Consider the following 21,246-nt stretch of genomic DNA (forward strand, 5'->3'; position numbering starts at 1 on the left):
CACGCTTCGCTGGATCTCGTGATGGTCCGAGCAGGGTGCCAGCGGGCCGCCCGACAGTGGCGTCGCGGACCGGCCAGTCCACCACAGCGGCTTTCGCCGACCAGGGTCCCGATGCAGGGGGTTCGATCGTGACCTCTGAGGAGAGCACGCGGTTGTCCACGACAGGCATCACCGGGCCAGAGCCGGTGTCCGACATCGAGCCGAGGGTCCGCCTTCTGCTGCTCGGCGGCTTTCGGTTGTTGCACGGCGGGCGGGCCGTGGTGGCGCCGCGCGGCCTGCAACGCAGCATCGCCCTGATCGGCCTGCGACCGGGCGCCACCCGTGCCCAGCTGGCGGGCCTGCTGTGGCCGGAGGTGTCGGAGGAGCGCGCGCTGTCCTCGTTGCGGACGGCGTTGTGGCGGCTGCGTCGGGATCCACTCTGCCCGATGATCACGGCCGGTGACACGGTTTGCCTGCACCCCATGGTCGACCTGGATGTCGACGAGTTGACCAGGGTCGCCGCCCGGGTGAGCCAGGGCGGCGATCCGCGGCCCGCCGCGGCGGTCCTCGCCGCCGCGCGCCACGACCTGCTGCCCGGCTGGTACGACGACTGGGTGCTGGTGGAGCGGGAACGGCTCAGACAGTTGCGGCTGCACCTGCTCGACGAGCTGGCCCGGGCCCACCTACGCGCCGGTGAGCACGGCGAGGCGTTGCAGGCCGCGCTCGAGGCGATGGCGGCCGATCCGCTGCGGGAGACGCCGCACCGGCTGGTGGTCGAGACGCACCTGGCGGAGGGCAACGCGTACGAGGCGCTGCACGCCTTCTCCGGCTATCGGGATCTGCTGCTGCGCGAGCTGCAGCTGGAACCGTCCGCGGCGATGTGTGCGCTGATCAACGACGTGCTCGCGCCGATCCACGCGCCGGCGTAGCGGCGCCGGCCCGGGCCCTTCCGGTGCGGGTCGTCCCGGGCCGGCCGGCCCACTTGTCGCGGCCTCCACTGTGTCCCGGGCCCGTCCCCACGACGTCAAAAGCGGTGGACTCGACACCGGTCGCCGGTGACGGCGGCGTGACGCGACGTCCGGCAGGGTCGCAGGACGTCGTCGTGGTCCGGGCGACACCGGTCGGGACCTTGCCGCACGACGAAGAGAACCTTGATCGGGATCAGGAAGGAGGCCCGTGATGATCCGCAAGCTGCTGCTCATCGTTCGCGAGTCCTGCCGGATGGCTGTCGACGTCTTCCTGGTCAGCGCGCGCGGCTACGGCGGGTTCATCAGCCCGACCGTCTTCCGCAGGCGCTCGAAGGGGAATTCATGATCAGGACGATGGTCCGGTTTCGTGCGCGTCCAGGGTTCGAGCACGCCGTGGAGTCCGCGTGGCGAACGGCCGCCGGCCAGATCGGCCGGCTGGCCGGCAATCTGCGGCAGGAGCTGCTGCTCGACGCCAACGACCCGCGGTCGTTCGTCGTCGTCACCGAGTGGGCCGACGAGTCCGCGCTGCGCGGCTACGAGAAGGGACCGATCGCCGCGCGCTTCGCCGATGCCGTACAGGCGCTGTGCGAGACCTCCGGAGCGGAGAGCTACCGGGTGATGCGCGACGCCGACGGCAACGGCTCGAAGGTCTTCGTGGATGTCGAGATCACCGTGCCGGCCGCCAGGCTCACGGAGTTCGATCGCGGGTACGTCGAGGTCGCCGAGAGGATGGCCGAGGTGCCCGGATATCTCCGCGAGGAGCTGCTGCGCGAGCCCGGTTCGGACGTCCATCACATCTTCGCCGAATGGGCGAGCGAAGCGGAGTTCTACCGGTGGATCGGCAACCCGGCGCACGCGCAGGAGGAGGCCGGGCCGATCGCGCCGTTCCTCCTCCGCGACTTCCGGCGCCGCCTCTTCCACGACATGGACCATCCCGAAAGCAGCCGAGAACCGAGTACGGGCAAGGAGATCGACGTGCACACCACAACGGACGTACTCATCGTCGGAGCGGGGCCCACCGGGCTGACCGCCGCCGTCGAGCTGGCCCGGCGCGGCATCGAGTGCCGGGTGATCGAGAAGCAGGTCACCCCGCCCGCACAGGCCGACAAGGCGATCGGCATCCACTGCCGCACGATGGAGATCTGGGCGGACCAGGGCATCGTGCGGGAGGCGATGGACGCCGGGATCTGGCTGACCGGGAACATGGTGTTCGTCAACGGTGACGAGACCCATCGAATGAGCTGGGAGCTGCCGGAGTTGCCGTACGCGCATCTCGGCCTTCCGCAGTACGAGACCGAGCGCATCCTCACCGAACGGCTGGCCACCCTCGGCGTGCGCCCGCAACGCGGCGCCGAGCTGATCGCGTTCACCCAGGACGACGACGGCGTGCTGGCCGCGGTCGCGACCGCTGGTGGCGGCGAGGAGATGGTGCGCGCGAAGTACCTGGTCGGCTGCGACGGCGCGCACAGCAGGGTCCGCGAGCTGCTCGGGTTGACGTTCTCGGGCGGGCTGGGCCGGTTCCCGCAGCTGTTCATGCTCGGCGACGTGGACGTGGACTGGGACATGCCGGAGGGGCACCTGCTCCGGTTCATGCACGAGACCGACGGCCGGATGGACGGGATGCTGGTGTGCGTCCCACTGCGCGGCGAGTCCCGGTACCGGATCGCGACCCTGGCGCCGCCCAGGTTCTTCGCCCAGATCGGCGGGCAGGACGCCCCGCCGGGATTCAGCGAGGAACTCGCCGAACCGACCCTCGCCGACATCCAGGCCGCGATCGACCAGCTCGCCCCGCCCGGCACGCGCGCGTCGAACCTGCGCTGGTCGTCGGTGTTCCGAATCAGCCACGGGATCGTGGACCGGTACGGCGACGGCCGGGTGTTCGTGGCCGGCGACGCGGCGCACCTGCACCCGCCCGCGGGCGGCCAGGGCATGAACACCGGGATCCAGGACGCCTGGAACCTGGCCTGGAAGCTCGCCCTGGCGGTGCGGGGGATCGCCGCGCCCGGGCTGCTGGACAGCTACGAGACCGAACGGCGGCCGGAAGGTGAGGAGATCGTCGGGCGCGCGGTGCGGATGGCCTTCACCGACGAGTTGGACCGCAACGACCTGAAGCGGCAGTTCCTGCAGGAGATGTCCATGTTGCTCAGCTACTCGGACAGCCCGCTCGTCGGCGAGTCGCTGTCCGCTCCGGACGCCCTGCGGGCCGGCCCCGGGCCCGGCGACCGTGCCCCCGACGTCGGCGGCCTGCGCCGGCGGGGCGTCGGGCACCCGTTGCGACTGCACGACCTGACCCGCGGCACCCGGCACACGTTGCTGGTCTACGCGGACGGCACGGCCGACGAGGGGACCTTGACCGCGGTGGGGAAGCCGTGCGCCGACGTCCGCCGGCAGGCGCCCGGGCAGATCGACGTCTACCTGCTGCTCAGCCCGGACGCCGACGCGCCGGTGCTGCTCGACCCGCCGATGGTGCGGGACGCCGGGGGCGAGTTCCGGGCCGCGTACGGCGTCGCCGGCACCGCCCTGTACCTGGTCCGCCCGGACGGGCACATCGGGTTCCGCAGCCAGCCGATCGACGCCGACGCGCTCGGCAAGAACCTGCAACTGGTCTTCGGAGGCGCGCGATGACCACCGTACGCACCGTGCTCGCGATGCGTACCAGGGAGGGCTGCGAGGAGCGGTTCGAGGCGGAGTGGCTCTCGGCGGCTGAGGAGATCCGCACGCTGGACGGATGCCTGCACCAGGACCTGGTCCGCGATGCCGACGACCCGCGCAGCTACCTGATCATCAGCGACTGGGCGGACCGCGACCGGCTGGACGCCTTCGGCCGCAGCGAACACCGTGACCGGCTGCTGCGCATGATCCGCGAGCTTCGCGAATCCGCGCAACGGCACACCTACCAGGTCCTGCACAGTGTGCGGAGCGAGGCCGGGGAGTCGCGATGACCGAGGATGCCGTACCCGCGTCGGAGCTCTACACCGACGAGTTCGCCGCCGACCCCTATCCCACCTTCGCCCGGCTGCGGGAAGACAAACCCGTGTGCCCGGTCAGTTCGCCGCGGTTCGACTCGTACCTGATCACCCGGTTCGACGACGCCAGGGCGGCGCTGACCGACCCCAGGCTGTCCAAGGACCTGTACGGCCCCGACCAGCACTACCTCCGGATCTTCGGGCCGAACTCCGAGGGGCTGAACAAGAACATGCTCAACTCGGACCCGCCGGAGCACACCAGGCTGCGCCGGATCGTGTCGCAGGCGTTCGCGCCGCGCCGCATCGAGGCGCTGCGGCCCCGGGTGGCGCAGATCGTGGACGACCTGCTCGACAAGATCGTCCCGCAGGGTCAGTCCGAGCTGATGCACGACTTCGCGATCCCGCTGCCGATGCGGGTGATCAGCGAGCTGATCGGGATAACGGAGGCCGACCACGACCGGGTCCTCGACTGGACCCAGGTCATCAGGACGTCCGGGTCGTCCGGACGTAGTCCCCAGGAGGACCGCGCGGCCGTGCAGGAGGCCCAGCTGCGGCTGCACCACTACTTCGCCGACCTGGTGCAGGCCAAGCGCGCACACCCCGCCGACGACATGATCAGCGCGCTGATCGAGGCCTGCGACCACGACGGGAAGCTCTCCGAAGCGGAGCTCGTCACCACCTCGTTCCTGCTGCTGTTCGCCGGGCACCAGACCACCGCGGACTTCATCGGCAACGCGACGGTGGCCCTGCTGACCAATCCCGACCAGCTCGACCTGCTGCGCGCCAAGCCGGAGCTGCTGCCCTCGGCGATCGAGGAGCTGCTCCGGTTCGACGGCCCGTTGCCGGTGGCCAGCCCCAGGATCGCCACCGAGGACGTCGAGTATCAGGGCGTCCGCATCCCGCGCGGGTCGGTCGTCGGCGTGGTGATCAATTCGGCGAACCACGACCCGGAGCACTTCGCCGACCCGGACCGGCTGGACCTCTGCCGCGAGCGCGGCCCGCACATCGGCTTCGGCCACGGCGTCCACTACTGCCTGGGGGTCTCGCTGGCCCGGATGGAGGCACAGATCGGCATCGGGGCGCTGCTGCGCCGGCTACCGGAGCTGCGGCTCGGGGTGCCGGTCGCCGAGCTGCGTCGGCTGCCGGCGGCGTCGCCGTTCCGTGGCCTGCTGGAGCTTCCGGTCCGGTTCACCGCCTGACCCGCCCGGCACACGCTCCGATCGGCAACAACACATCAATGTCCACCGAACCACCGTCCACTCTCCCGAGGAGCAGTCATGGTCTTCCGAAACGTGATCGTCTGTCACATGGTTCCGGGCAGCGACGGCATCGTCGGCGATGTCTTCGGTCACTACGACAAGACGACCCGACCCCAGGACCTCGGCGTGATCGGGCGAAGGCTGCTGACACTGGACGACCTCTACATCCACGTGATCGAGCGCGTCGCGGACCCGAAGCTGACAGGCCAGACCCGGGGGCTGCCCGCGTTCCAGAAGATCGCGGAGGTCATCGGCCCGTACGTGACGCCGTACCCGAAGAACTGGCAGAACCCGTCCGACTCGGTCGCCAAGGAGTTCTACCGCTGGGTTCCCGCGGATCCGGCGCCGGAGTCCGCCGGCAGGAATCTCACCGTCATCGTCGGGCGCATCAAGCCCGGCGCCGAGCCCGACGTCGCGCGCATCTTCGGCGAATCCGACGCCGGGTCGCTGCCGGTCCAGCTGGGCGTCACCGGGCGCTGGCTGTACTCGATCGACGACCTCTACGTGCACCTGTTGGAGCGCACCGATGCCGCGCTGGCCGACGCCTCGGGGCAGGACCACGACCAGGCGGCCTTTGCCAAGATCATGGCGGAGCTCAGTCCGTTCATCAGCCCGTACAACCCGGACGCCTGGCGTGGCCCGGAGGACGCGGTGGCCAGGGAGTTCTACCGCTGGCGAGCCGACAGCTGATGGCGTGACCGCGGCGGAGCGCCAATCGGTGGGTGCGCGGAACGCGGGACCGGGGCCGGGCGAACCAGCCCGGCAACGGCCCGCTGATCCGGGCGACGCCCGAGGCGGCACGGTCAGATGTTCGCCGAGTCCGCCGGCACGTCGGCCGGCAGCGAGGGCGCGCCGGTCGCCGGCTCCGTCGGCCGGCAGCTCAGCCCCAGGGTGTACGCGGTCATCGACAGTGATCCGTACGCGTACCCGTCGACCAGCACCTCCGGGCTGCCGGTGGCGGCGTCGGCCAGCCCCGCCAGGTACAGCAGCGGGATGAAGTGGTCGGGCGTGGGGACGGCCAGGTCGTAGTCGCGGTGGCCGTCCAACCGGGCCGCCTCGGTCGGCGCGTCGAGCAGGACCTCCCGGGCCGCGTCGTCGAAGCGCCGCGCCCAGTCGAAGCCGTCGTCGGTCAGCCGCGGGTCCACGCCGCCCAGGTTGTGCACCACGTTGCCGCTGGCCACGACCAGCACCCCGCGTTCCCGCAGCGGCGCGAGCCGGGCCCCCAGGTCCAGGTGGTAGTCCAGCCCCTTGAACGCGTTGATGCTCAACTGCACCACCGGGATGTCCGCGTCCGGGAAGGCGTGCGTCAGCACCGACCAGGTGCCGTGGTCGATGCCCCAGGAGTCCACGTCGGCGCCGACCCAGGTGGGGTGCACGGCGTCGCTGATCTCCTCGGCCAGCTCCGGTAGCCCCGGCGCCGGGTACTCCAGGTCGAACAGTTGCCGGGGGAAGCCGTAGAAGTCGTGGATGGTGCGGGGTCGGGGCATGGCCGTGACGGCGGTGGCGCCGATGTACCAATGCGCGGAGACCACCAGGATCGCCCGAGGTCGCGGCACGGCCTGGCCGAAGTCCCGCCAGGCGCTCGTGTAGCGGTTGACCTCGAGTGCGTTCATCGGGTTGCCGTGGCCGAAGAAGGCCGCGGGCATCACCGTTTTCGTCGTCTGGCTGCTCATGCCGCTCCCCGGGGCAGACCGTGCCCCGAGGCTAACCCGAACGACTCGCCGATGTCCCCGTGACGCTGGCCCCTGGTCGGCCGGGTCAGGCCAGGTGGGCGAGGTCCACGCGGAGCCCCGTCGCCGTCTCCTTCCGGGCTCCCGACCTCGACGTTGCTCCGGTCGGGGCGGCCCCGACCGGGCAGGATGGCCCTTGGCCGGGGGCCGACCGACCACACCGGGCGGGGAAGCGTTGCCCGATACCCCCGGGGGGTATATGGTGGCTGCGGAGGTGGAGTTCGATGGAACACGAACACCGGACGCCCGGGCACCAGGACGCGGCGGCGGGCGGACAGCACGGCCACGGCGGGGGGCACGACAAGCACGCCGGGCACGACCCCGAGCAGTTCCGGCGCAAGTTCTGGCTGAGCCTGGTGTTGACGCTGCCGATCGTGGCCACCAGCCACATGGTGATGGACTGGTTCGGCTACTCGCTCGACTTCCCGGGCATCAGCTGGGTCGGTCCGGTCCTCGGCTCGGTGGTCTTCTGCTACGGCGGCTGGCCGTTCCTCGTCGGCGCCGTCCGGGAGGTGCGGGACCGCGCGCCGGGCATGATGCTGCTGATCGCGATGGCGATCACCGTCGCCTACGTCGCCTCCCTGGCGACCAGCCTGGGCCTGTTCGACCTGGACTTCTGGTGGGAGCTGGCGGCGCTGGTGACCATCATGCTGCTGGGGCACTGGCAGGAGATGAAGGCGATCGGTCAGGCGCAGGGCGCCCTCGCCGCGCTCGCGGCCCTGCTGCCGGACAGCGCGGAACGAATGGAGGACGGCGAGGTGCGGCGGGTGCCGCTCGCCGAGCTCCGGGTCGGCGACGTGGTGCTGGTCCGCTCCGGCGCCCGGGTCCCCGCCGACGGACGGATCGTCGACGGGGCCGCCGAGCTGGACGAGTCGATGATCACAGGGGAGTCCCGGCCGGTGCCGCGCGCCGTCGGGGACCGGGTAGTTGCCGGCACCGTCGCCACCGACTCCGCCCTCCGGGTACGCGTCGAGGCCGTCGGCGACGACACTGCGCTGGCCGGCATCGGCCGGCTCGTCGCGCAGGCGCAGGCCTCCAGCGGACGCGCCCAGGTGCTCGCCGACCGGTTCGCCGCGCTGCTCTTCTACGTCGCCACCGTCGCCGCGCTGCTCACGTTCGTCGCCTGGCTGGCACTCGGCAGGGCCGACCAGGCGGTGGTGCGTACCGTGTCGGTGCTCGTCATCGCCTGCCCGCACGCCCTCGGGCTGGCCATTCCGCTGGTGATCGCGCTGTCGACGGCGCTGTCGGCCCGAGCCGGCATCCTGGTGAAGAACCGCCTCGCGCTGGAGCGGATGCGGACGGTCGACACCGTGCTGTTCGACAAGACCGGCACCCTGACCAAGGGCGCGCACACCGTCGCCGGAGTGGCCGCGACCGGCGGTCTCGGCGAGGACGAGGCGCTGCGGATCGCCGGAGCGGTCGAGGCCGACAGCGAACACCCCCTGGCCCGGGCGCTGGTGCAGGCCGCGCAGGACCGTGGCCTGCGGGCCGCGGCGCGGGACTTCCGGTCGCTGACCGGACGGGGCGTCCAGGCGGTCGTCGACGGCGCCACCTGGGCCGTCGGTGGGCCGGCCCTGCTGCGGGAGCTCGCGGCGGCGGTTCCCGACGAGCTGACCCGGGCCGCGGACGGCTGGTCGGCGCGGGGCGCTGCGGTGCTGCACCTGGTCCGGATGCCCCAGGGCGGACCGCCGGAGGTGGTCGCCGGCTTCGCCCTGGAGGACGAGGTCCGGCCGGAGGCCCGCGCGGCCATCGCGGAGCTGCGCGAGCAGGGGGTGCGGAAGCTCGTCATGATCACCGGGGACGCCCGGCCGGTCGCCGAGGCGGTCGCCGCCGACCTGGGCTTCCGCCCCCGCGTGGACGAGGTGCTCGCCGAGGTGCTGCCCGCCGACAAGGACAAGGCGGTGGCCGACCTACAGGCCCGTGGCCTGACCGTGGCGATGGTCGGCGACGGCGTGAACGACGCCCCGGCGCTGGCCCGGGCCGACGTGGGGATCGCCATCGGCGCCGGCACCGACGTGGCGATCGAGTCGGCCGGGGTGATCCTGGCCTCCTCCGACCCGCGTGGCGTCACCGCGGTGATCCGGCTGTCCCGGGCGTCGTACCGGAAGATGCTCCAGAACCTGGGCTGGGCCGCCGGCTACAACGTGGTGGCGCTACCGCTCGCCGCCGGCGTGCTGGCCTGGGCCGGGATCGCGCTCAACCCGGCGGTCGCCGCGGTGCTCATGTCCGGCTCCACCATCGTGGTCGCGCTCAACGCGCAACTGCTCCGCCGGGTACGCCTGACCCCCGATTCGCGCTGACGCGGGCACCGGCGGGGCCGGCCGGTACGCCGAGACCGGCCCCCGCCGGCTCCGCCAGACCTTCGCCGACCGCAGGCGCGGTCCACCTCGGGTATGCCGGCTTGAAGATGCCAGGGATTTGACGGCTTCCCCATCGCACGTGCGGGCCGTTAGGGTGGCCGCGTGACGGTGTTCCGGATCGGCGAGGCCGCCGAACTGCTCGGGGTCAGCCCGGACACGGTCCGCCGCTGGATCGACGCCGGCCGGCTGGCCGCCAGCCGGGACGACCACGGTCACCGGGTGGTTGACGGCGTCGACCTGGCCGCGTTCGTCCGCGCCCCGGGGCACCCGGAGCTGTCGTCCGCCCGCAACCGGCTGCGCGGGATCGTCACCGCGGTCGTCAAGGACACGGTGATGGCGCAGGTCGACATCCAGGCCGGGCCGTTCCGCATCGTGTCGCTGATGAGCCGCGAGGCCGTCGACGACCTCGACCTGACGGTCGGCTCGGTGGCCGTGGCCGTGATCAAGTCGACGGCCGTCGTGGTGGAACGCGCCACCGCCCCCAGGGGAAGGACCAGCCCGTGACCGTACGGTGGATCCGTGCCGCCCTCGCCGGGGTGGCCGCGCTGACCCTCGGCCTGGCCGGCTGCGGCGGTGACGACGGGCCCGCCGGCACGACCGGCGGCGGGCGGGTCACCGTCTTCGCCGCCGCCTCGCTGACCGAGACGTTCACCCGGCTCGGCCGGGACTTCGAGGCCGCCCACCCCGGCACGAGGGTCACCTTCAACTTCGCCGGCAGCTCGGCGCTGGCCACCCAGATCACCCAGGGCGCCCCGGCCGACGTCTTCGCCGCCGCCTCACCCGCCACCATGAAGACCGTGACCGACGCCGGCGAGGCCGCGGCGAGCCCGGTCACCCTCGCCCGCAACCAGCTCGTCATCGCCGTGCCGAAAGGCAACCCCGACCGGATCAGCGGCCTGACCGACCTGGCTCGGCCGGGCGTGAAGGTCGCGCTCTGCGCCGAGCAGGTGCCCTGCGGCGCGGCGGCCCGCAAGGCCCTCGACGCGGCGAGCGCCCGGCTCACCCCGGCCACCCTGGAGCAGGACGTCAAGGGGGCGCTGGCCAAGGTGAAGCTCGGCGAGGTCGACGCCGCACTGGTCTACCGCACCGACGCCCGCGCCGCGGCGTCCGACCTGGACGCGGTCGAGTTCCCGGAGTCCGCCGGCGCGGTCAACGACTACCCGATCGTGGTGCTCAAGCGGGCGGGCGACCCGAACGGCGCCCGCGCCTTCGTCGACTACGTCCGCTCGGACGCGGGGCGGGCCATGCTCACCGCCGCCGGCTTCCAGGCCCCGCAGGCGTAGTGCCGGCCCGCGACACCGCCGGGCGGGCGGCCCGACCGGCGCGCCGCCGGCACCGGGTGCCCCTCGCGCTGCTCCTGCCCGCCGGGCTCGGGCTGATCTTCCTCGTCCTGCCGCTGGTCGGGCTGCTCGCCCGGGCGCCGTGGACCACCCTGCCGCAGCGGCTGGCCCAGCCCGGCGTGCTCACCGCGCTGCGGCTGTCCCTGCAGACCGCCACCCTCGCCACGCTGCTCTGCGTCCTGCTCGGCGTACCCCTGGCCTGGCTGCTGGCCCGGGTCGAGTTCCCCGGCCGGCGGCTGGTCCGGGCCCTGGTCACCGTCCCGCTGGTGCTGCCCCCGGTGGTTGGCGGGGTGGCGCTGCTGCTGGTCTTCGGGCGCCGCGGGCTGCTCGGGTCCTGGCTGGACGCCACCTTCGGGGTGACCCTGCCGTTCACCACCGCCGGGGTGGTGCTCGCCGAGGCGTTCGTCGCCATGCCGTTCCTGGTCATCGCCGTCGAGGGCGCGCTGCGCGGCGCGGACCCGCGCTACGAGGAGGCCGCCGCCACCCTCGGCGCCGGCCGCTGGACCACCTTCACCCACGTCACCCTGCCGCTGGTCGCCCCCGGCGTCGCCGCCGGGGCGGTGCTCTGCTGGGCCCGGGCCCTCGGCGAGTTCGGCGCCACCATCACCTTCGCCGGCAACTATCCCGGCCGGACCCAGACCATGCCGCTCGCCGTCTACCTCGCCCTGGAGACCGACCTGCCGGCCGCGATCGTGCTCAGCCTCATCCTGCTCACCGTCTCCGTCGCCATCCTGGCCGGACTGCGGGACCGCTGGGTCGGCGCCCCGTGACCGCACCGCCCCTGCTGGACGCACACCTCGTCGCCGACCGGGACGCCTTCCAGCTCGACGTCCGGCTGCGGATCGCCGCCGGCGAGGTCGTCGCGCTGCTCGGCCCGAACGGCGCCGGCAAGACCACCGCGCTGCGGGCGCTCGCCGGCCTGCACCCGCTGGCCGCCGGGCACCTCACCCTCGACGGCGTCGACCTCGACCGCCCCGACCGGCGGCGCTGGGTGCCGCCCGAGCGGCGTCCGGTGGGCGTCGTGTTCCAGGACTACCTGCTCTTCCCGCACCTCAGCGCGCTGGACAACGTCGCGTTCGGGCCCCGCCGGCAGGGCGCCGACCGGCGGGCCGCCCGCGAGCGGGCGCGGGGCTGGCTGGACCGCGTCGGCCTGGCCGAGCAGGCCCGCCGCCGGCCCCGGCAGCTCTCCGGCGGGCAGGCCCAGCGGGTCGCCCTCGCCCGGGCCCTCGCCGTCGACCCCACCCTGCTGCTGCTCGACGAGCCGCTGGCCGCCCTGGACGCGGGCACCCGGCTGGACACCCGGGCCGAGCTCCAGCGGCACCTCGGTGGCCACTCCGTCGCGACGCTGCTGGTCACCCACGACCCGCTGGACGCCTTCGTGCTCGCCGACCGGCTCCTCATCGTCGAGCACGGGCGGGTGGTCCAGGAGGGGGACGCGGCCAGCGTCACGGCCCGGCCGCGCACCGACTACGTGGCGCGGCTGGTCGGGCTCAACCTGCACCGCGGCCGCGCCGACGGGCACACCGTGCGGGTCGGCGAGCTGACCCTCACCGCCGCGGACCGGGTCGTCGGGGACGCCTTCGTCGCCTTCCCGCCCGCCGCCGTCGCCCTGCACCCGGCCCGGCCCGACGGCAGCCCGCGCAACGTGTGGCCGGCCACCGTCACCGGGGTGCAGCGGCACGGCGACAACCTTCGGGTCCAGCTCGACGGCCCGATCACCGTCGCGGCGGACGTCACCCCGGCCGCGGCGGCCCACCTGCGGCTCGCCCCCGGTCACCGGGTCTGGGCGGCGGTCAAGGCCGCCGAGACCCACGCCTATCCGGCGTGACCCGGGGGCGAAGGCCCGGCGTGACCGCCGTCTCGTGGACGCCGCCGCCCGCCTGAGGGAGGTTTGACCTGGTCCTGACGGGTCAGTCAGACAGAGAGCGACGACGAGAGGGGTTCGGCGTGCCCGACACGACGCAAACCCGGTCCAGCCGCGACGCCGTCCTGCCGGACGACGTGACGGACCCGCTGCTGTGGCGGGCGGCGTACGACGTCGCCGCCGCGCACGAGCCGGACGAGGAGGGCCGGTGCCCCAGCCTGCTCTGCGGCCACCAGAGCGCCCCGTGCGAGCCGATGGTCAACGCCCGGCGGGCGATGCGCCTGGCTCGCGCCGGCACGTCGGTCGGCCGGGGGTCTGAACCTCGGGAGACGCCGGTGCCGCGGGCGCGGGACCGCCGCGCGGCGGCCTGACCGGCGCCGGACCGGTCACCGGGCGCCCTGCGGACCGAACGCGGTGAGGAAGCGGTCCCGGAAGGTGTCCATCCGCCACACCGGGGCCTGCGGCCCGGGGCGCAGCCCGTCCTGCCAGCCCCAGCTGGCGATCCGGTCGAACACCTTCGGGTCGTGCGCCACCACGGTGATCGGCACGTCCCGGCTGGCGCCCTCACCGGTGATCGCCGTCGCCGGCTGGTGGTCGCCGAGGAAGACCAGCACCAGGTCGTCCCCGCCGTACGTCAGCACGTAGGAGACCAGGGTGTCCAAGGTGTACTCGATCGAGTGCCGGTAGTCGGCGCGGATCTGGGTGGCGTCCCGCTGCACCACGTCCCGGCTGCCGCCGCTGCTGGTGGACGCCTGGTGGAAGATCGAGCCGTCGCCGACCGCGTCCCAACCGACCGGCTTCGGGATGACTGACCAGGGCGAGTGGCTGGAGACCAGCGGGATCTCCGCCATCAGCGGGGCGTGCGGCTTCGCCCGCTCCAGCCGCTGGAAGGTGGCCAGGGTGTACTGGTCGGGCATCGGCGCGTAGCTGAACTTCGGGCCGTGGTAGGCCAGCTTCTCGGCGTCGTAGTAGCGGTCGTAGCCGAAGAACTTCCCCTCCGGCCAGGGCTGGGTGGCCGCCGGCAGGACGCCCACCGTCTGCCAGCCGGCCCGGTGGAACGCGCCGTTGAGGGTCAGCCGGTCCCCGGCCAGCAGGTCCCGGTGGCGCTGGTCGTTGTCGATCCAGAGCCCGGACAGCAGGGTGCCGTGCGCCAGCCAACTGCCGCCGCCGAACGTGGGGGAGGTGAGGAAGCCGCTGCGCGCGTCGTACCCGGCCGCCCGCAGCCGGCGGTAGCCGTCGTCGAGCACCGCGTCGACGTGCGGCGCGAACTCCGGGTCCTCGACCGCGTCCCGGCCGTAGCTCTCCACGAACGCCACCAGCACGTCCTTGCCGCGCAACCCGGTCAGCAGCCGGTCGCCGGGGACGTCCCGGAAGGCGTCGGTGGCCGCCGCGCCGGCGAACGCCTCCCGGTCCCGCAGCCCGGCCCGCACCTGCCCGGCGTGCGCCGCGACCAGCGTGGTCGCCTCCCGGTCCGCCACCGGCACGCCGGAGGAGACCCGCACCCCGAACACGGCGCAACCCAGCCAGAGCACGGCCAGTGCCGCGACGGCGCGGACCGTGCCGGTGCGGTGCCGGACCACGAGCCGGGTCAACCGCAGCGCCGAGAGGGTGAGCAGGACGAACAGCGCGCCGGCGAGGAGCAGCACCCCGGCCGCGGCGGCGACCGCGCCGCCCCGGCCGACCGAGTCGGTGAGGAAGCCGAAGCCGTCGTCGAAGAGCCCCCAGTCGAGCAGCACGTCGAACGGCCGGTCCCGGGCCACGAAGAAGCCCATGTCGAGGAGCTTGAGCACGGTCAGCAGGCTGAGCGCCAGACCGAGCGCCACAGCCACCGGCCGGCGGGCCCGGGCCGGCAGGACGAGCAGCAGCGCGACGGCGACCAACGCCTCCACCGGGATCCGCAGGAACGCGCCGGGGCGGAGCCGGCCCAACTGGTCCGGCGCCACGAGCGCGGCCAGCACCAGCACCGCCGCGAGCCCGGTGACGACTCCGGCCAGGATGCGGCGGCCCCGGGGTGTGACCACCGTCGAGGGGGCGGCATCGTCGTCCGGCGGTTCCACTGCCGGTCGACGGAAGCGCGTGATGAGTGACAACTCCTCGGTCCTTCCCTGCGGTGCCCGTGGTGCCGGCGGTCGTGCCGGCTCAGACCGGCTGGTGGGCCGTCCACCGGCCCGTGGCCGGCTCGCCGGAGGCGGCGACGTGGGTGGCGCGGGTGACGGTGACCCGCATGGCGCGCGGCACGGTGACGTGCCGGACGGCGACGTGCGGGACGGCGACCTGCGGGACGGGGATGGCGGCGGGGCGGTGCCGCCAGAGCCAGGCGACGTCGTGGCCGAACGATTCGACCAGCATCGCCAGCGCCCCCGCCACCAGCACGGCCGTCGCCACCGGGGGCAGCGCGGCGGCGGCCGCGACGGCCAGCACGACGCCCTGCGCGGCCGCGACCACCTTGCGCCAGTACCGCCGCGGCAGGGCGCCGCGCATCCAGGGCAGCAGCCAGCCCGCGGCGACGAAGGCGTACCGCATCCCGCCGGCGGCCAGCACCCAGCCGCCGACGGCCGGCACCAGGTGGACGCTCAGCACCAGGATCAGGAACGCGTCGACCTCCATGTCGAACCGCGCGCCGAGGTCGCTCGCGGTCCCGGTGCCCCGGGCCACCCGGCCGTCGACCGCGTCGAGCGCCAGCGCCACGGCGGTGAGCGGGACCAGCACCGCCACCGGCACCGGCCGCCCCCAGGCCTCCACCGTCAGGGCCAGCACCCCGCCGACCAGGACCGCCCGGGTCAGGGTCACCCGGTCCGCCGGGCCGAGCGCGTCCGCCCCGGCCGCCCGCAGGCCGCGCCGCAGCAGACCGCACAGGGCGACGCCGTACGCGAGGCCGGCCAGCCAGGCCGCCGCGCCGAGACCGACCGTACCGGCGAGCCCGGCCAGCAGGACGAACTGGGCGATCAGCCCGAGTACCGGGCCACTTCGAACCGTGGACACCCTGCCTCCGTGTCTATGATCGGCAACCCTGCCACTCAACACGGGAAATACGGCCGTCCGGTTCGGTCCGGATGCGGAAAGAGGGAAATTCGTGACCCGCGACGCCCGCGCCTTCTGGCTCCGCGCCCCCGGCGAGGGCGAGATCCGGTCGGTGACCCTCCCCGCCCCCGGCCCCGACGAGGTGCTGGTCCGCACCCGGTACTCGGGCGTCAGCCGGGGCACGGAGACCCTGGTCTTCACCGGCCGGGTCCCCGTCGACCAGTACGCCACCATGCGCGCCCCGTTCCAGGAGGGCGACTTCCCGGCCCCGGTCAAGTACGGCTACCTCAGCGTCGGGGTGGTCGAGGAGGGGCCCGAGGCGCTGCGCGGGCGGACCGTCTTCTGCCTGTACCCGCACCAGACCGCGTACGTCGTGCCGGCCCAGGCGGTGGTGGTCGTACCCGAACGGGTGCCGGCGGCCCGGGCGGTCCTCGCGGGCACGGTGGAGACCGCGGTGAACGCGCTCTGGGACGCCCCGCCGCTGGTCGGCGACCGGGTCACCGTGGTCGGCGGCGGCATGGTCGGCTGCTGCGTCGCCGCGCTGCTGGCCCGCTTCCCCGGGGTACGGACCGAGCTGGTCGACGCCGACCCGGCGCGGGCCGCCGTGGCCGCCGCGCTCGGGGTCGACTTCGCCCTCCCGGCCGACGCCGCCGGCGGGCGGGACCTGGTGGTGCACGCCAGCGCCAGCGGCGACGGTCTCCAGCGGTCCCTGGAGCTGCTCCGCCCGGAGGGCACCGTGCTGGAGCTGAGCTGGTACGGCGACCGTCCGGTCACGCTCCGCCTCGGTGGGGCGTTCCACTCGGGACGGCTGCGCATCCACAGCAGCCAGGTGGGTACGGTGTCGCCGCGGCGGGCCGACCGCAGCTACCACGACCGGCTGGCGCTGGCTCTGGACCTGCTCGCCGATCCGGCCTTCGACGCGCTGCTCACCGGCCGGTCCCGGTTCGCGGAACTGCCCGACGTGCTCGACCGACTCGGCACGGGCCGCCTGCCCGCGCTCTGCCACCTCATCACCTACGACGGGGAGTGATCCGTGTTCAGCGTGACCGTCCGTGACCACATGATGGTCGCCCACAGCTTCACCGGCGAGGTCTTCGGCCCCGCCCAGCGGCTGCACGGCGCCACCTTCGTCGTCGACGCCACCTTCCGCCGCGCCGACCTCGACGCCGACGGGATCGTCGTCGACATCGGCCTGGCGACCGAACAGCTCAAGGCCGTCCTCGGCGAGCTGACCTACCGCAACCTGGACGACGAGCCCGACTTCGCCGGGGTGAACACCACCACCGAGGTGCTGGCCCGCACGGTCGCCGACCGGCTCGCCGAGCGGGTGCACGCCGGCCGGCTCGGCGACGGCGCGCGCGGCCTGGCCGGCATCACCGTCACCCTGCACGAGTCGCACGTCGCCTGGGCCAGCTACGAGCGGTCGCTGTAGCGGATGACCACGGTGCACGTGGTGCTGCCGGGCGACATCGACGATCCGGCCAGCCCCAGCGGCGGCAACGGCTACGACCGCCGGGCCTGCCGGGGACTCGCCGCGGCCGGCTGGACCGTCCGGGAGCATCCCGTGCCCGGCGGCTGGCCGCGACCGGGGGTGGGGGAGCGGGCCGCCCTCGCCGGGGTGCTCGCGGGGCTGCCCGACGGCGCGCTGGTGCTGCTCGACGGACTGGTCGCCTCGACCGTGCCGGAGGTGCTGGCGCCGCAGGGCCGCCGGTTGCGCCTGGTGGTGCTCGTGCACCTGCCGCTGGAGACCGACGCCGAGGCCGGGGCCCTGGCCGCCGCCACCGCCGTGGTCACCACCAGCGAGTGGACCCGCCGCCGGCTGCTCGACCGGTACGCCCTGCCCGCCGACCGGGTCCGGGCGGCCCCGCCCGGGGTGGACCCCGCGCCTCCGGCCAGCGGCTCAGCGGACGGCACCGCGCTGCTCTGCGTCGCGGCGGTCACCCCGCACAAGGGCCACGACGTGCTCGCCGCGGCCCTGGCCACCGTCGCCGACCTGCCCTGGACCTGCGACTGGGTGGGCGCGTTGACCCGGGATCCCGACTTCGTCGACCGGCTGCGCGCGCAGCTCACCGGCGCCGGCCTCACCGGCCGGGTCCGCCTGGCCGGCGCCCGCACCGGCGCGGCGCTGGACGCCGCGTACGCCCACGCCGACCTGCTGGTGCTCGCCTCCCGGGCCGAGACGTACGGGATGGTGGTCACCGAGGCGCTGGCCCGGGGCGTACCGGTGCTGGGCACCGACGTCGGCGGGCTGCCCGAGGCGCTCGGGCGCGCCGCCGACGGCAGCCGACCCGGCCTGCTCGTGCCGCCGGACGACCCGGACGCGCTGGCCGGCGCGCTACGCCGCTGGCTCACCGACCCCGCGCTGCGGGCCCGGCTGCGCCGGTCCGCCCGGGACCGGCGCGACACCCTCACCGACTGGGCGGTCACCTCGACCCGCCTGGCGGCCGTACTGAAGGAGGCGACGGCGGCATGACGACGCAACTCCCGCCCGACTTCGCGGACTGGCTGCGGCTGCGCGAGCCCGCCGACGCCGCGGCCCGCGCCCCCCAACTGGTCGACGCGGTCCGCCGCCGGCTGGCCGGTGACCGGCCGCTGGTCGTGCACGACCTGGGCACCGGGACCGGTTCGATGGGACGCTGGCTGGCGCCCCTGCTGCCCGGGCCGCAGCACTGGATCCTGTACGACCGGGACGCCGGCCTGCTCGACCGGGCCGCCGCCGACCTGGTGGACGCCGCCGCCGACGGCAGCCCGGTCACCGTCGAGACCCGGTGCGCCGACATCACCCGGCTGACCGCCGCGGACCTCGCCGGCGCCGGCCTGGTCACCGCGTCGGCGCTGCTGGACATGCTCACCGCCGAGGAGGTCGAGCGGGTGGTGGCGGCCTGCGCCGGGCACCCCACGCTGTTCATGCTCACCGTGGTCGGCCGGGTGGAGTTCACCCCGGCCGATCCGCTGGACGCGGAGTTCGCCGCGGCGTTCAACGCGCACCAGCGCCGTACCGTCGACGGCCGCGCCCTGCTCGGGCCGGGCGCGGTCGAGGCCACCCGGGCGGCGTTCACCCGGCGGCGGATCGACGTGCTGGTCCGGCCCAGCCCGTGGCGGCTCGGCCCGGAGCAGGCGGCGCTCACCGTCGAGTGGCTGACCGGCTGGCTCGACGCGGCCGGCGAGCAGCGGCCGGAGCTGGCCGCGCCGGCCGGGGCGTACCGGCGGCGGAGGCTGGCCGAGGCGGCCCAGGGCCGGCTGCGGGTGCTGCTGCACCACGCCGACCTGCTGGCCGGGGGGTGAACCGGACGGCGGCGGCGTACGTGACACCAGGTGGGACAGAGGGAGGACCGCTTGTCGCACGCGACCATCGCCACGCCCGTCGTACCCCCGGTGGCGACCGCCGCGTCCCCGGCCGCGCCGGTGGCGGCCCCCGCGGCCCGGTCGCCGTGGGCCTGGGCCCGCACGCTGGGTGGGCTGGGGGTGCTCGCCGCCCTGGTCTGGTGGGTGGGCACCGGGCCGTTCCTCGACGGGCTGCGGCTGATCGACGGCCCGGCGCTCGCCGCGGCCCTCGCCATCGGCCTGGTCACCACCGTCTGCTGCGCCTGGCGGTGGGCGCTGGTCGCGGGCGGCCTCGGCGTACGGCTGCCGATCGGCACCGCGGTGGCCCACTGCTACCGCGCGGTCTTCCTCAACTCGACGCTCCCCGGCGGCGTGCTCGGCGACGTGCACCGCGCGGTGCGGCACGGCCGAGACGCCGGCGACGTCAGCCGGGGCATCCGCGCGGTGGTCTGGGAACGCACCGCCGGGCAGGTCGTCCAGCTCGTCATCGCCGTGGTGGTGCTGGCCGCGCTGCCCTCGCCGGTCCGGCCGTGCCTGCCGGCGGTGACCGGTACGCTGCTGGCCGTCGGGCTCGGCCTGGTCCTGCTCGCCCGGGCGGCGCCCCGCTCCGGCGCGTCCCGGTGGGGACGGGCGCTGCGCACCGCGGTCACCGACGTCCGGTCCGGACTGCTCGCGCGGCGGACCTGGGTCGGCGTGGTGGTCGCCTCCGCCGTCGTGGTGGCCGGCCACCTGGCCACCTTCGTGGTCGCGGCCCGCACCGCGGGCGCCGACGCGCCGCTGGCCCGGCTGGTGCCGCTGACGTTGCTTGCCCTGCTGGCGATGGGGCTGCCCGCCAACGTCGGCGGGTTCGGCCCGCGCGAGGGGGTCGCGGCGTGGGCGTTCGCCGCCGCCGGCCTGACCGCCGCGCAGGGCGTCGCCGCCGCCATGGTGTACGGCGCGCTGGTGCTCGTCGCGAGCCTGCCCGGCGCGGCCGTGCTGCTGCTGCGCCGGCTCCGGGACACGACGGCCAGCACCGATCGCTGACCGCGCCTACGGTGGACCTTGGTGTGCGCTGCCGGCGCGTCCGGCGGCACCGGACGAAGGAGAGCAATGGACGAAGCGCTGTCGGCCGCTACGGTCCGGACCCAGGTGACGGTGCCACTGCGGTTCCCCGACGGGTACGTCACGACCGCCCGGGTCTTCTCGTTCGACGGCCTGGCGGACGGCCGGGAACATCTCGCCTTCGGCCTCGGTGACTGGGCGGCGACCGTGGACGGGCAGGCTGCCGGTGGGCCGCCGCCCCTGGTCCGGCCGCACAGCGAGTGCCTGACCGGGGACGTCTTCGGCAGCCAGCGCTGCGACTGCGGCCCGCAGCTGCGGGAGGCGGTCGAACGCATCGCCGAGGCCGACGGCTTCCTGCTCTACCTGCGGCAGGAGGGGCGCGGCATCGGCCTGTACGCCAAGCTCGACGCGTACGCCCTGCAGGACTCGGGCCTGGACACGTACGAGGCGAACCTGGCGCTGGGCCGGGGCGCGGACGAGCGGGACTACACGGTGGCCGCGCAGATGCTGGCCGCGCTGGGCGTGTACCGGGTCGCCCTGCTCAGCAACAACCCGGACAAGGCCGACCAGCTCGACCGGTGCGGCGTGACGGTGGCCGAGCGGGTGCCGACGGGCGTGCACCTGTCCCCGGCCAACGCCGGCTACCTCGCGGCGAAGGCCAGCCGCGGCGACCACGCCCTCGACCTCCCGTTCGTGCCGTGACCGCCCGGCCGTACGTGCTGCTCAGCTGCGCGATGTCGATCGACGGGTACATCGACGACGCCTCGGCCGAGCGGCTGCTGCTCTCCAACGCCGACGACCTGGACCGGATCGACGCGGTCCGGGCCGGCTGCGACGCCATCCTGGTCGGCGCGGGCACCGTCCGGCGGGACGACCCGCGGCTGCTGGTGCGCTCCGACCGGCGCCGGGCCGAGCGGGTGGCCCGGGGCGTGCCGCCGTCGCCGGCGAAGGTCACCGTCACCGCCAGCGGGGACCTCGACCCGACGGCCCGCTTCTTCAGCATGGGCGCGGCGACGAAGCTGGTGTACTGCCCGAGCGGCGCGCTGGAGAAGACCCGGGAGCGGCTGGGCGGGGTGGCGACCGTGGTCGACGCCGGCGAGCCGGTCAGCCCGGGGTCGGTGCTGGCCGACCTGGCCGACCGGGGCGTACGCCGGCTGATGGTCGAGGGCGGCGGCATCGTGCACGCCCAGTTCCTCAGCGCCGGCCTCGCCGACGAGCTGCACCTGGTGGTCGCGCCCTTCTTCGTCGGTGACGGCCGGGCGCCGCGCTTCGTCGGGGACGGCCGCTTCCCCTGGCACCCGGGCCGGCGCGCCCGCGTGCTGGAGGTCCGCCAGATCGACGACGTGGTGCTGACACGGTACGCCCTCTCCGACCGCTGCGGCGGGTGAGCGCCG

General features: G+C 74.5%; 21 protein-coding genes and 1 pseudogene. 19 read left to right on the forward strand and 3 right to left on the reverse strand.

What is annotated here, in order from left to right:
• The first annotated feature begins 167 nt into the window (after positions 1-167).
• The 6 genes from GA0070613_RS20645 to GA0070613_RS20665 all read left to right on the forward strand — a co-directional run bounded on the left by GA0070613_RS20645 (position 168) and on the right by GA0070613_RS20665 (position 5,862).
• On the forward strand, positions 168-908 hold the full coding sequence (locus tag GA0070613_RS20645; protein ID WP_089016084.1) for an AfsR/SARP family transcriptional regulator: 741 nt from the start codon (positions 168-170) through the stop codon (positions 906-908).
• Positions 909-1,158: 250 nt separating this feature from the next.
• Entirely contained in the window at positions 1,159-1,293 is a 135-nt protein-coding gene (locus GA0070613_RS34025) for a hypothetical protein (RefSeq protein WP_269459003.1), read from the forward strand.
• Positions 1,294-1,301: 8 nt separating this feature from the next.
• On the forward strand, positions 1,302-3,572 hold the full coding sequence (locus tag GA0070613_RS20650) for an FAD-dependent oxidoreductase (protein WP_231929315.1): 2,271 nt from the start codon (positions 1,302-1,304) through the stop codon (positions 3,570-3,572).
• Entirely contained in the window at positions 3,569-3,889 is a 321-nt protein-coding gene (locus tag GA0070613_RS20655) for a putative quinol monooxygenase (protein WP_089013801.1), read from the forward strand. The genes GA0070613_RS20650 and GA0070613_RS20655 overlap by 4 nt, the downstream gene beginning before the upstream one ends.
• Positions 3,886-5,112, forward strand: a complete 1,227-nt coding sequence (locus GA0070613_RS20660; RefSeq protein WP_089013802.1) for a cytochrome P450 family protein — start codon at positions 3,886-3,888, stop codon at positions 5,110-5,112. Before GA0070613_RS20655 ends, GA0070613_RS20660 begins: the two co-directional genes overlap by 4 nt.
• A gap of 78 nt (positions 5,113-5,190) precedes the next feature.
• Entirely contained in the window at positions 5,191-5,862 is a 672-nt protein-coding gene (locus tag GA0070613_RS20665; RefSeq protein ID WP_089013803.1) for a TcmI family type II polyketide cyclase, read from the forward strand.
• A gap of 113 nt (positions 5,863-5,975) precedes the next feature.
• On the opposite strand, the gene ygiD is transcribed toward GA0070613_RS20665, so the two are convergent.
• The gene (ygiD, locus tag GA0070613_RS20670) at positions 5,976-6,845 is read right to left on the reverse strand and encodes a 4,5-DOPA-extradiol-dioxygenase (protein WP_231929317.1); all 870 of its coding nucleotides are present in this window, start codon (positions 6,843-6,845) and stop codon (positions 5,976-5,978) included.
• A gap of 281 nt (positions 6,846-7,126) precedes the next feature.
• Here ygiD and GA0070613_RS20675 point away from each other — a divergent pair, with 281 nt between their 5' ends.
• The 6 genes from GA0070613_RS20675 to GA0070613_RS20700 all read left to right on the forward strand — a co-directional run bounded on the left by GA0070613_RS20675 (position 7,127) and on the right by GA0070613_RS20700 (position 12,837).
• Entirely contained in the window at positions 7,127-9,202 is a 2,076-nt protein-coding gene (locus tag GA0070613_RS20675) for a heavy metal translocating P-type ATPase (RefSeq protein ID WP_089013804.1), read from the forward strand.
• A gap of 162 nt (positions 9,203-9,364) precedes the next feature.
• The gene (locus tag GA0070613_RS20680) at positions 9,365-9,766 is read left to right on the forward strand and encodes a TOBE domain-containing protein (RefSeq protein WP_089013805.1); all 402 of its coding nucleotides are present in this window, start codon (positions 9,365-9,367) and stop codon (positions 9,764-9,766) included.
• Entirely contained in the window at positions 9,763-10,545 is a 783-nt protein-coding gene (gene modA / locus GA0070613_RS20685) for a molybdate ABC transporter substrate-binding protein (protein ID WP_089013806.1), read from the forward strand. The genes GA0070613_RS20680 and modA overlap by 4 nt, the downstream gene beginning before the upstream one ends.
• Positions 10,545-11,372 (forward strand): ABC transporter permease, encoded by an 828-nt coding sequence (locus tag GA0070613_RS20690; protein ID WP_089013807.1) that lies wholly within the window; start codon positions 10,545-10,547, stop codon positions 11,370-11,372. The genes modA and GA0070613_RS20690 overlap by 1 nt, the downstream gene beginning before the upstream one ends.
• A complete protein-coding gene (locus GA0070613_RS20695) occupies positions 11,369-12,430 on the forward strand; it encodes an ABC transporter ATP-binding protein (protein WP_408630958.1) in 1,062 nt (353 codons plus the stop codon). The genes GA0070613_RS20690 and GA0070613_RS20695 overlap by 4 nt, the downstream gene beginning before the upstream one ends.
• Before the next feature lie 119 nt (positions 12,431-12,549).
• Positions 12,550-12,837, forward strand: coding sequence for a hypothetical protein (locus GA0070613_RS20700; protein WP_089013808.1), 288 nt, complete (start codon positions 12,550-12,552; stop codon positions 12,835-12,837).
• A gap of 15 nt (positions 12,838-12,852) precedes the next feature.
• On the opposite strand, the gene GA0070613_RS20705 is transcribed toward GA0070613_RS20700, so the two are convergent.
• The gene (locus GA0070613_RS20705; RefSeq protein ID WP_157746418.1) at positions 12,853-14,556 is read right to left on the reverse strand and encodes a sulfatase-like hydrolase/transferase; all 1,704 of its coding nucleotides are present in this window, start codon (positions 14,554-14,556) and stop codon (positions 12,853-12,855) included.
• Positions 14,557-14,746: 190 nt separating this feature from the next.
• A pseudogene (locus GA0070613_RS20710) lies at positions 14,747-15,448 on the reverse strand (CDP-alcohol phosphatidyltransferase family protein); the annotation flags it as partial.
• Between the two features lie 91 nt (positions 15,449-15,539).
• On the opposite strand from GA0070613_RS20710, the gene GA0070613_RS20715 reads away from it, so the two are divergent.
• The 7 genes from GA0070613_RS20715 to GA0070613_RS20745 all read left to right on the forward strand — a co-directional run bounded on the left by GA0070613_RS20715 (position 15,540) and on the right by GA0070613_RS20745 (position 21,240).
• On the forward strand, positions 15,540-16,517 hold the full coding sequence (locus tag GA0070613_RS20715; protein ID WP_089013811.1) for a zinc-dependent alcohol dehydrogenase: 978 nt from the start codon (positions 15,540-15,542) through the stop codon (positions 16,515-16,517).
• Between the two features lie 3 nt (positions 16,518-16,520).
• Complete coding sequence (locus GA0070613_RS20720) at positions 16,521-16,919, forward strand: 6-pyruvoyl trahydropterin synthase family protein (RefSeq protein ID WP_089013812.1); 399 nt, start codon at positions 16,521-16,523, stop codon at positions 16,917-16,919.
• Between the two features lie 3 nt (positions 16,920-16,922).
• Positions 16,923-17,960 carry a glycosyltransferase family 4 protein gene (locus GA0070613_RS20725; protein WP_089013813.1) on the forward strand — a complete coding sequence of 346 codons (1,038 nt, stop codon included), beginning with the start codon at positions 16,923-16,925 and terminating at the stop codon, positions 17,958-17,960.
• Positions 17,957-18,772 carry a class I SAM-dependent methyltransferase gene (locus GA0070613_RS20730; protein WP_089013814.1) on the forward strand — a complete coding sequence of 272 codons (816 nt, stop codon included), beginning with the start codon at positions 17,957-17,959 and terminating at the stop codon, positions 18,770-18,772. Before GA0070613_RS20725 ends, GA0070613_RS20730 begins: the two co-directional genes overlap by 4 nt.
• A 90-nt stretch (positions 18,773-18,862) precedes the next feature.
• A complete protein-coding gene (locus GA0070613_RS20735) occupies positions 18,863-19,834 on the forward strand; it encodes a lysylphosphatidylglycerol synthase domain-containing protein (protein ID WP_231929855.1) in 972 nt (323 codons plus the stop codon).
• Between the two features lie 66 nt (positions 19,835-19,900).
• On the forward strand, positions 19,901-20,554 hold the full coding sequence (locus GA0070613_RS20740; RefSeq protein WP_089013816.1) for a GTP cyclohydrolase II: 654 nt from the start codon (positions 19,901-19,903) through the stop codon (positions 20,552-20,554).
• Positions 20,551-21,240, forward strand: coding sequence for a RibD family protein (locus tag GA0070613_RS20745; protein WP_089013817.1), 690 nt, complete (start codon positions 20,551-20,553; stop codon positions 21,238-21,240). The genes GA0070613_RS20740 and GA0070613_RS20745 overlap by 4 nt, the downstream gene beginning before the upstream one ends.
• The last annotated feature ends 6 nt before the right edge of the window (positions 21,241-21,246 follow it).

This window comes from Micromonospora inositola (genome assembly GCF_900090285.1).
In the GTDB taxonomy this organism is placed as follows: Bacteria; Actinomycetota; Actinomycetes; order Mycobacteriales; family Micromonosporaceae; genus Micromonospora; species Micromonospora inositola.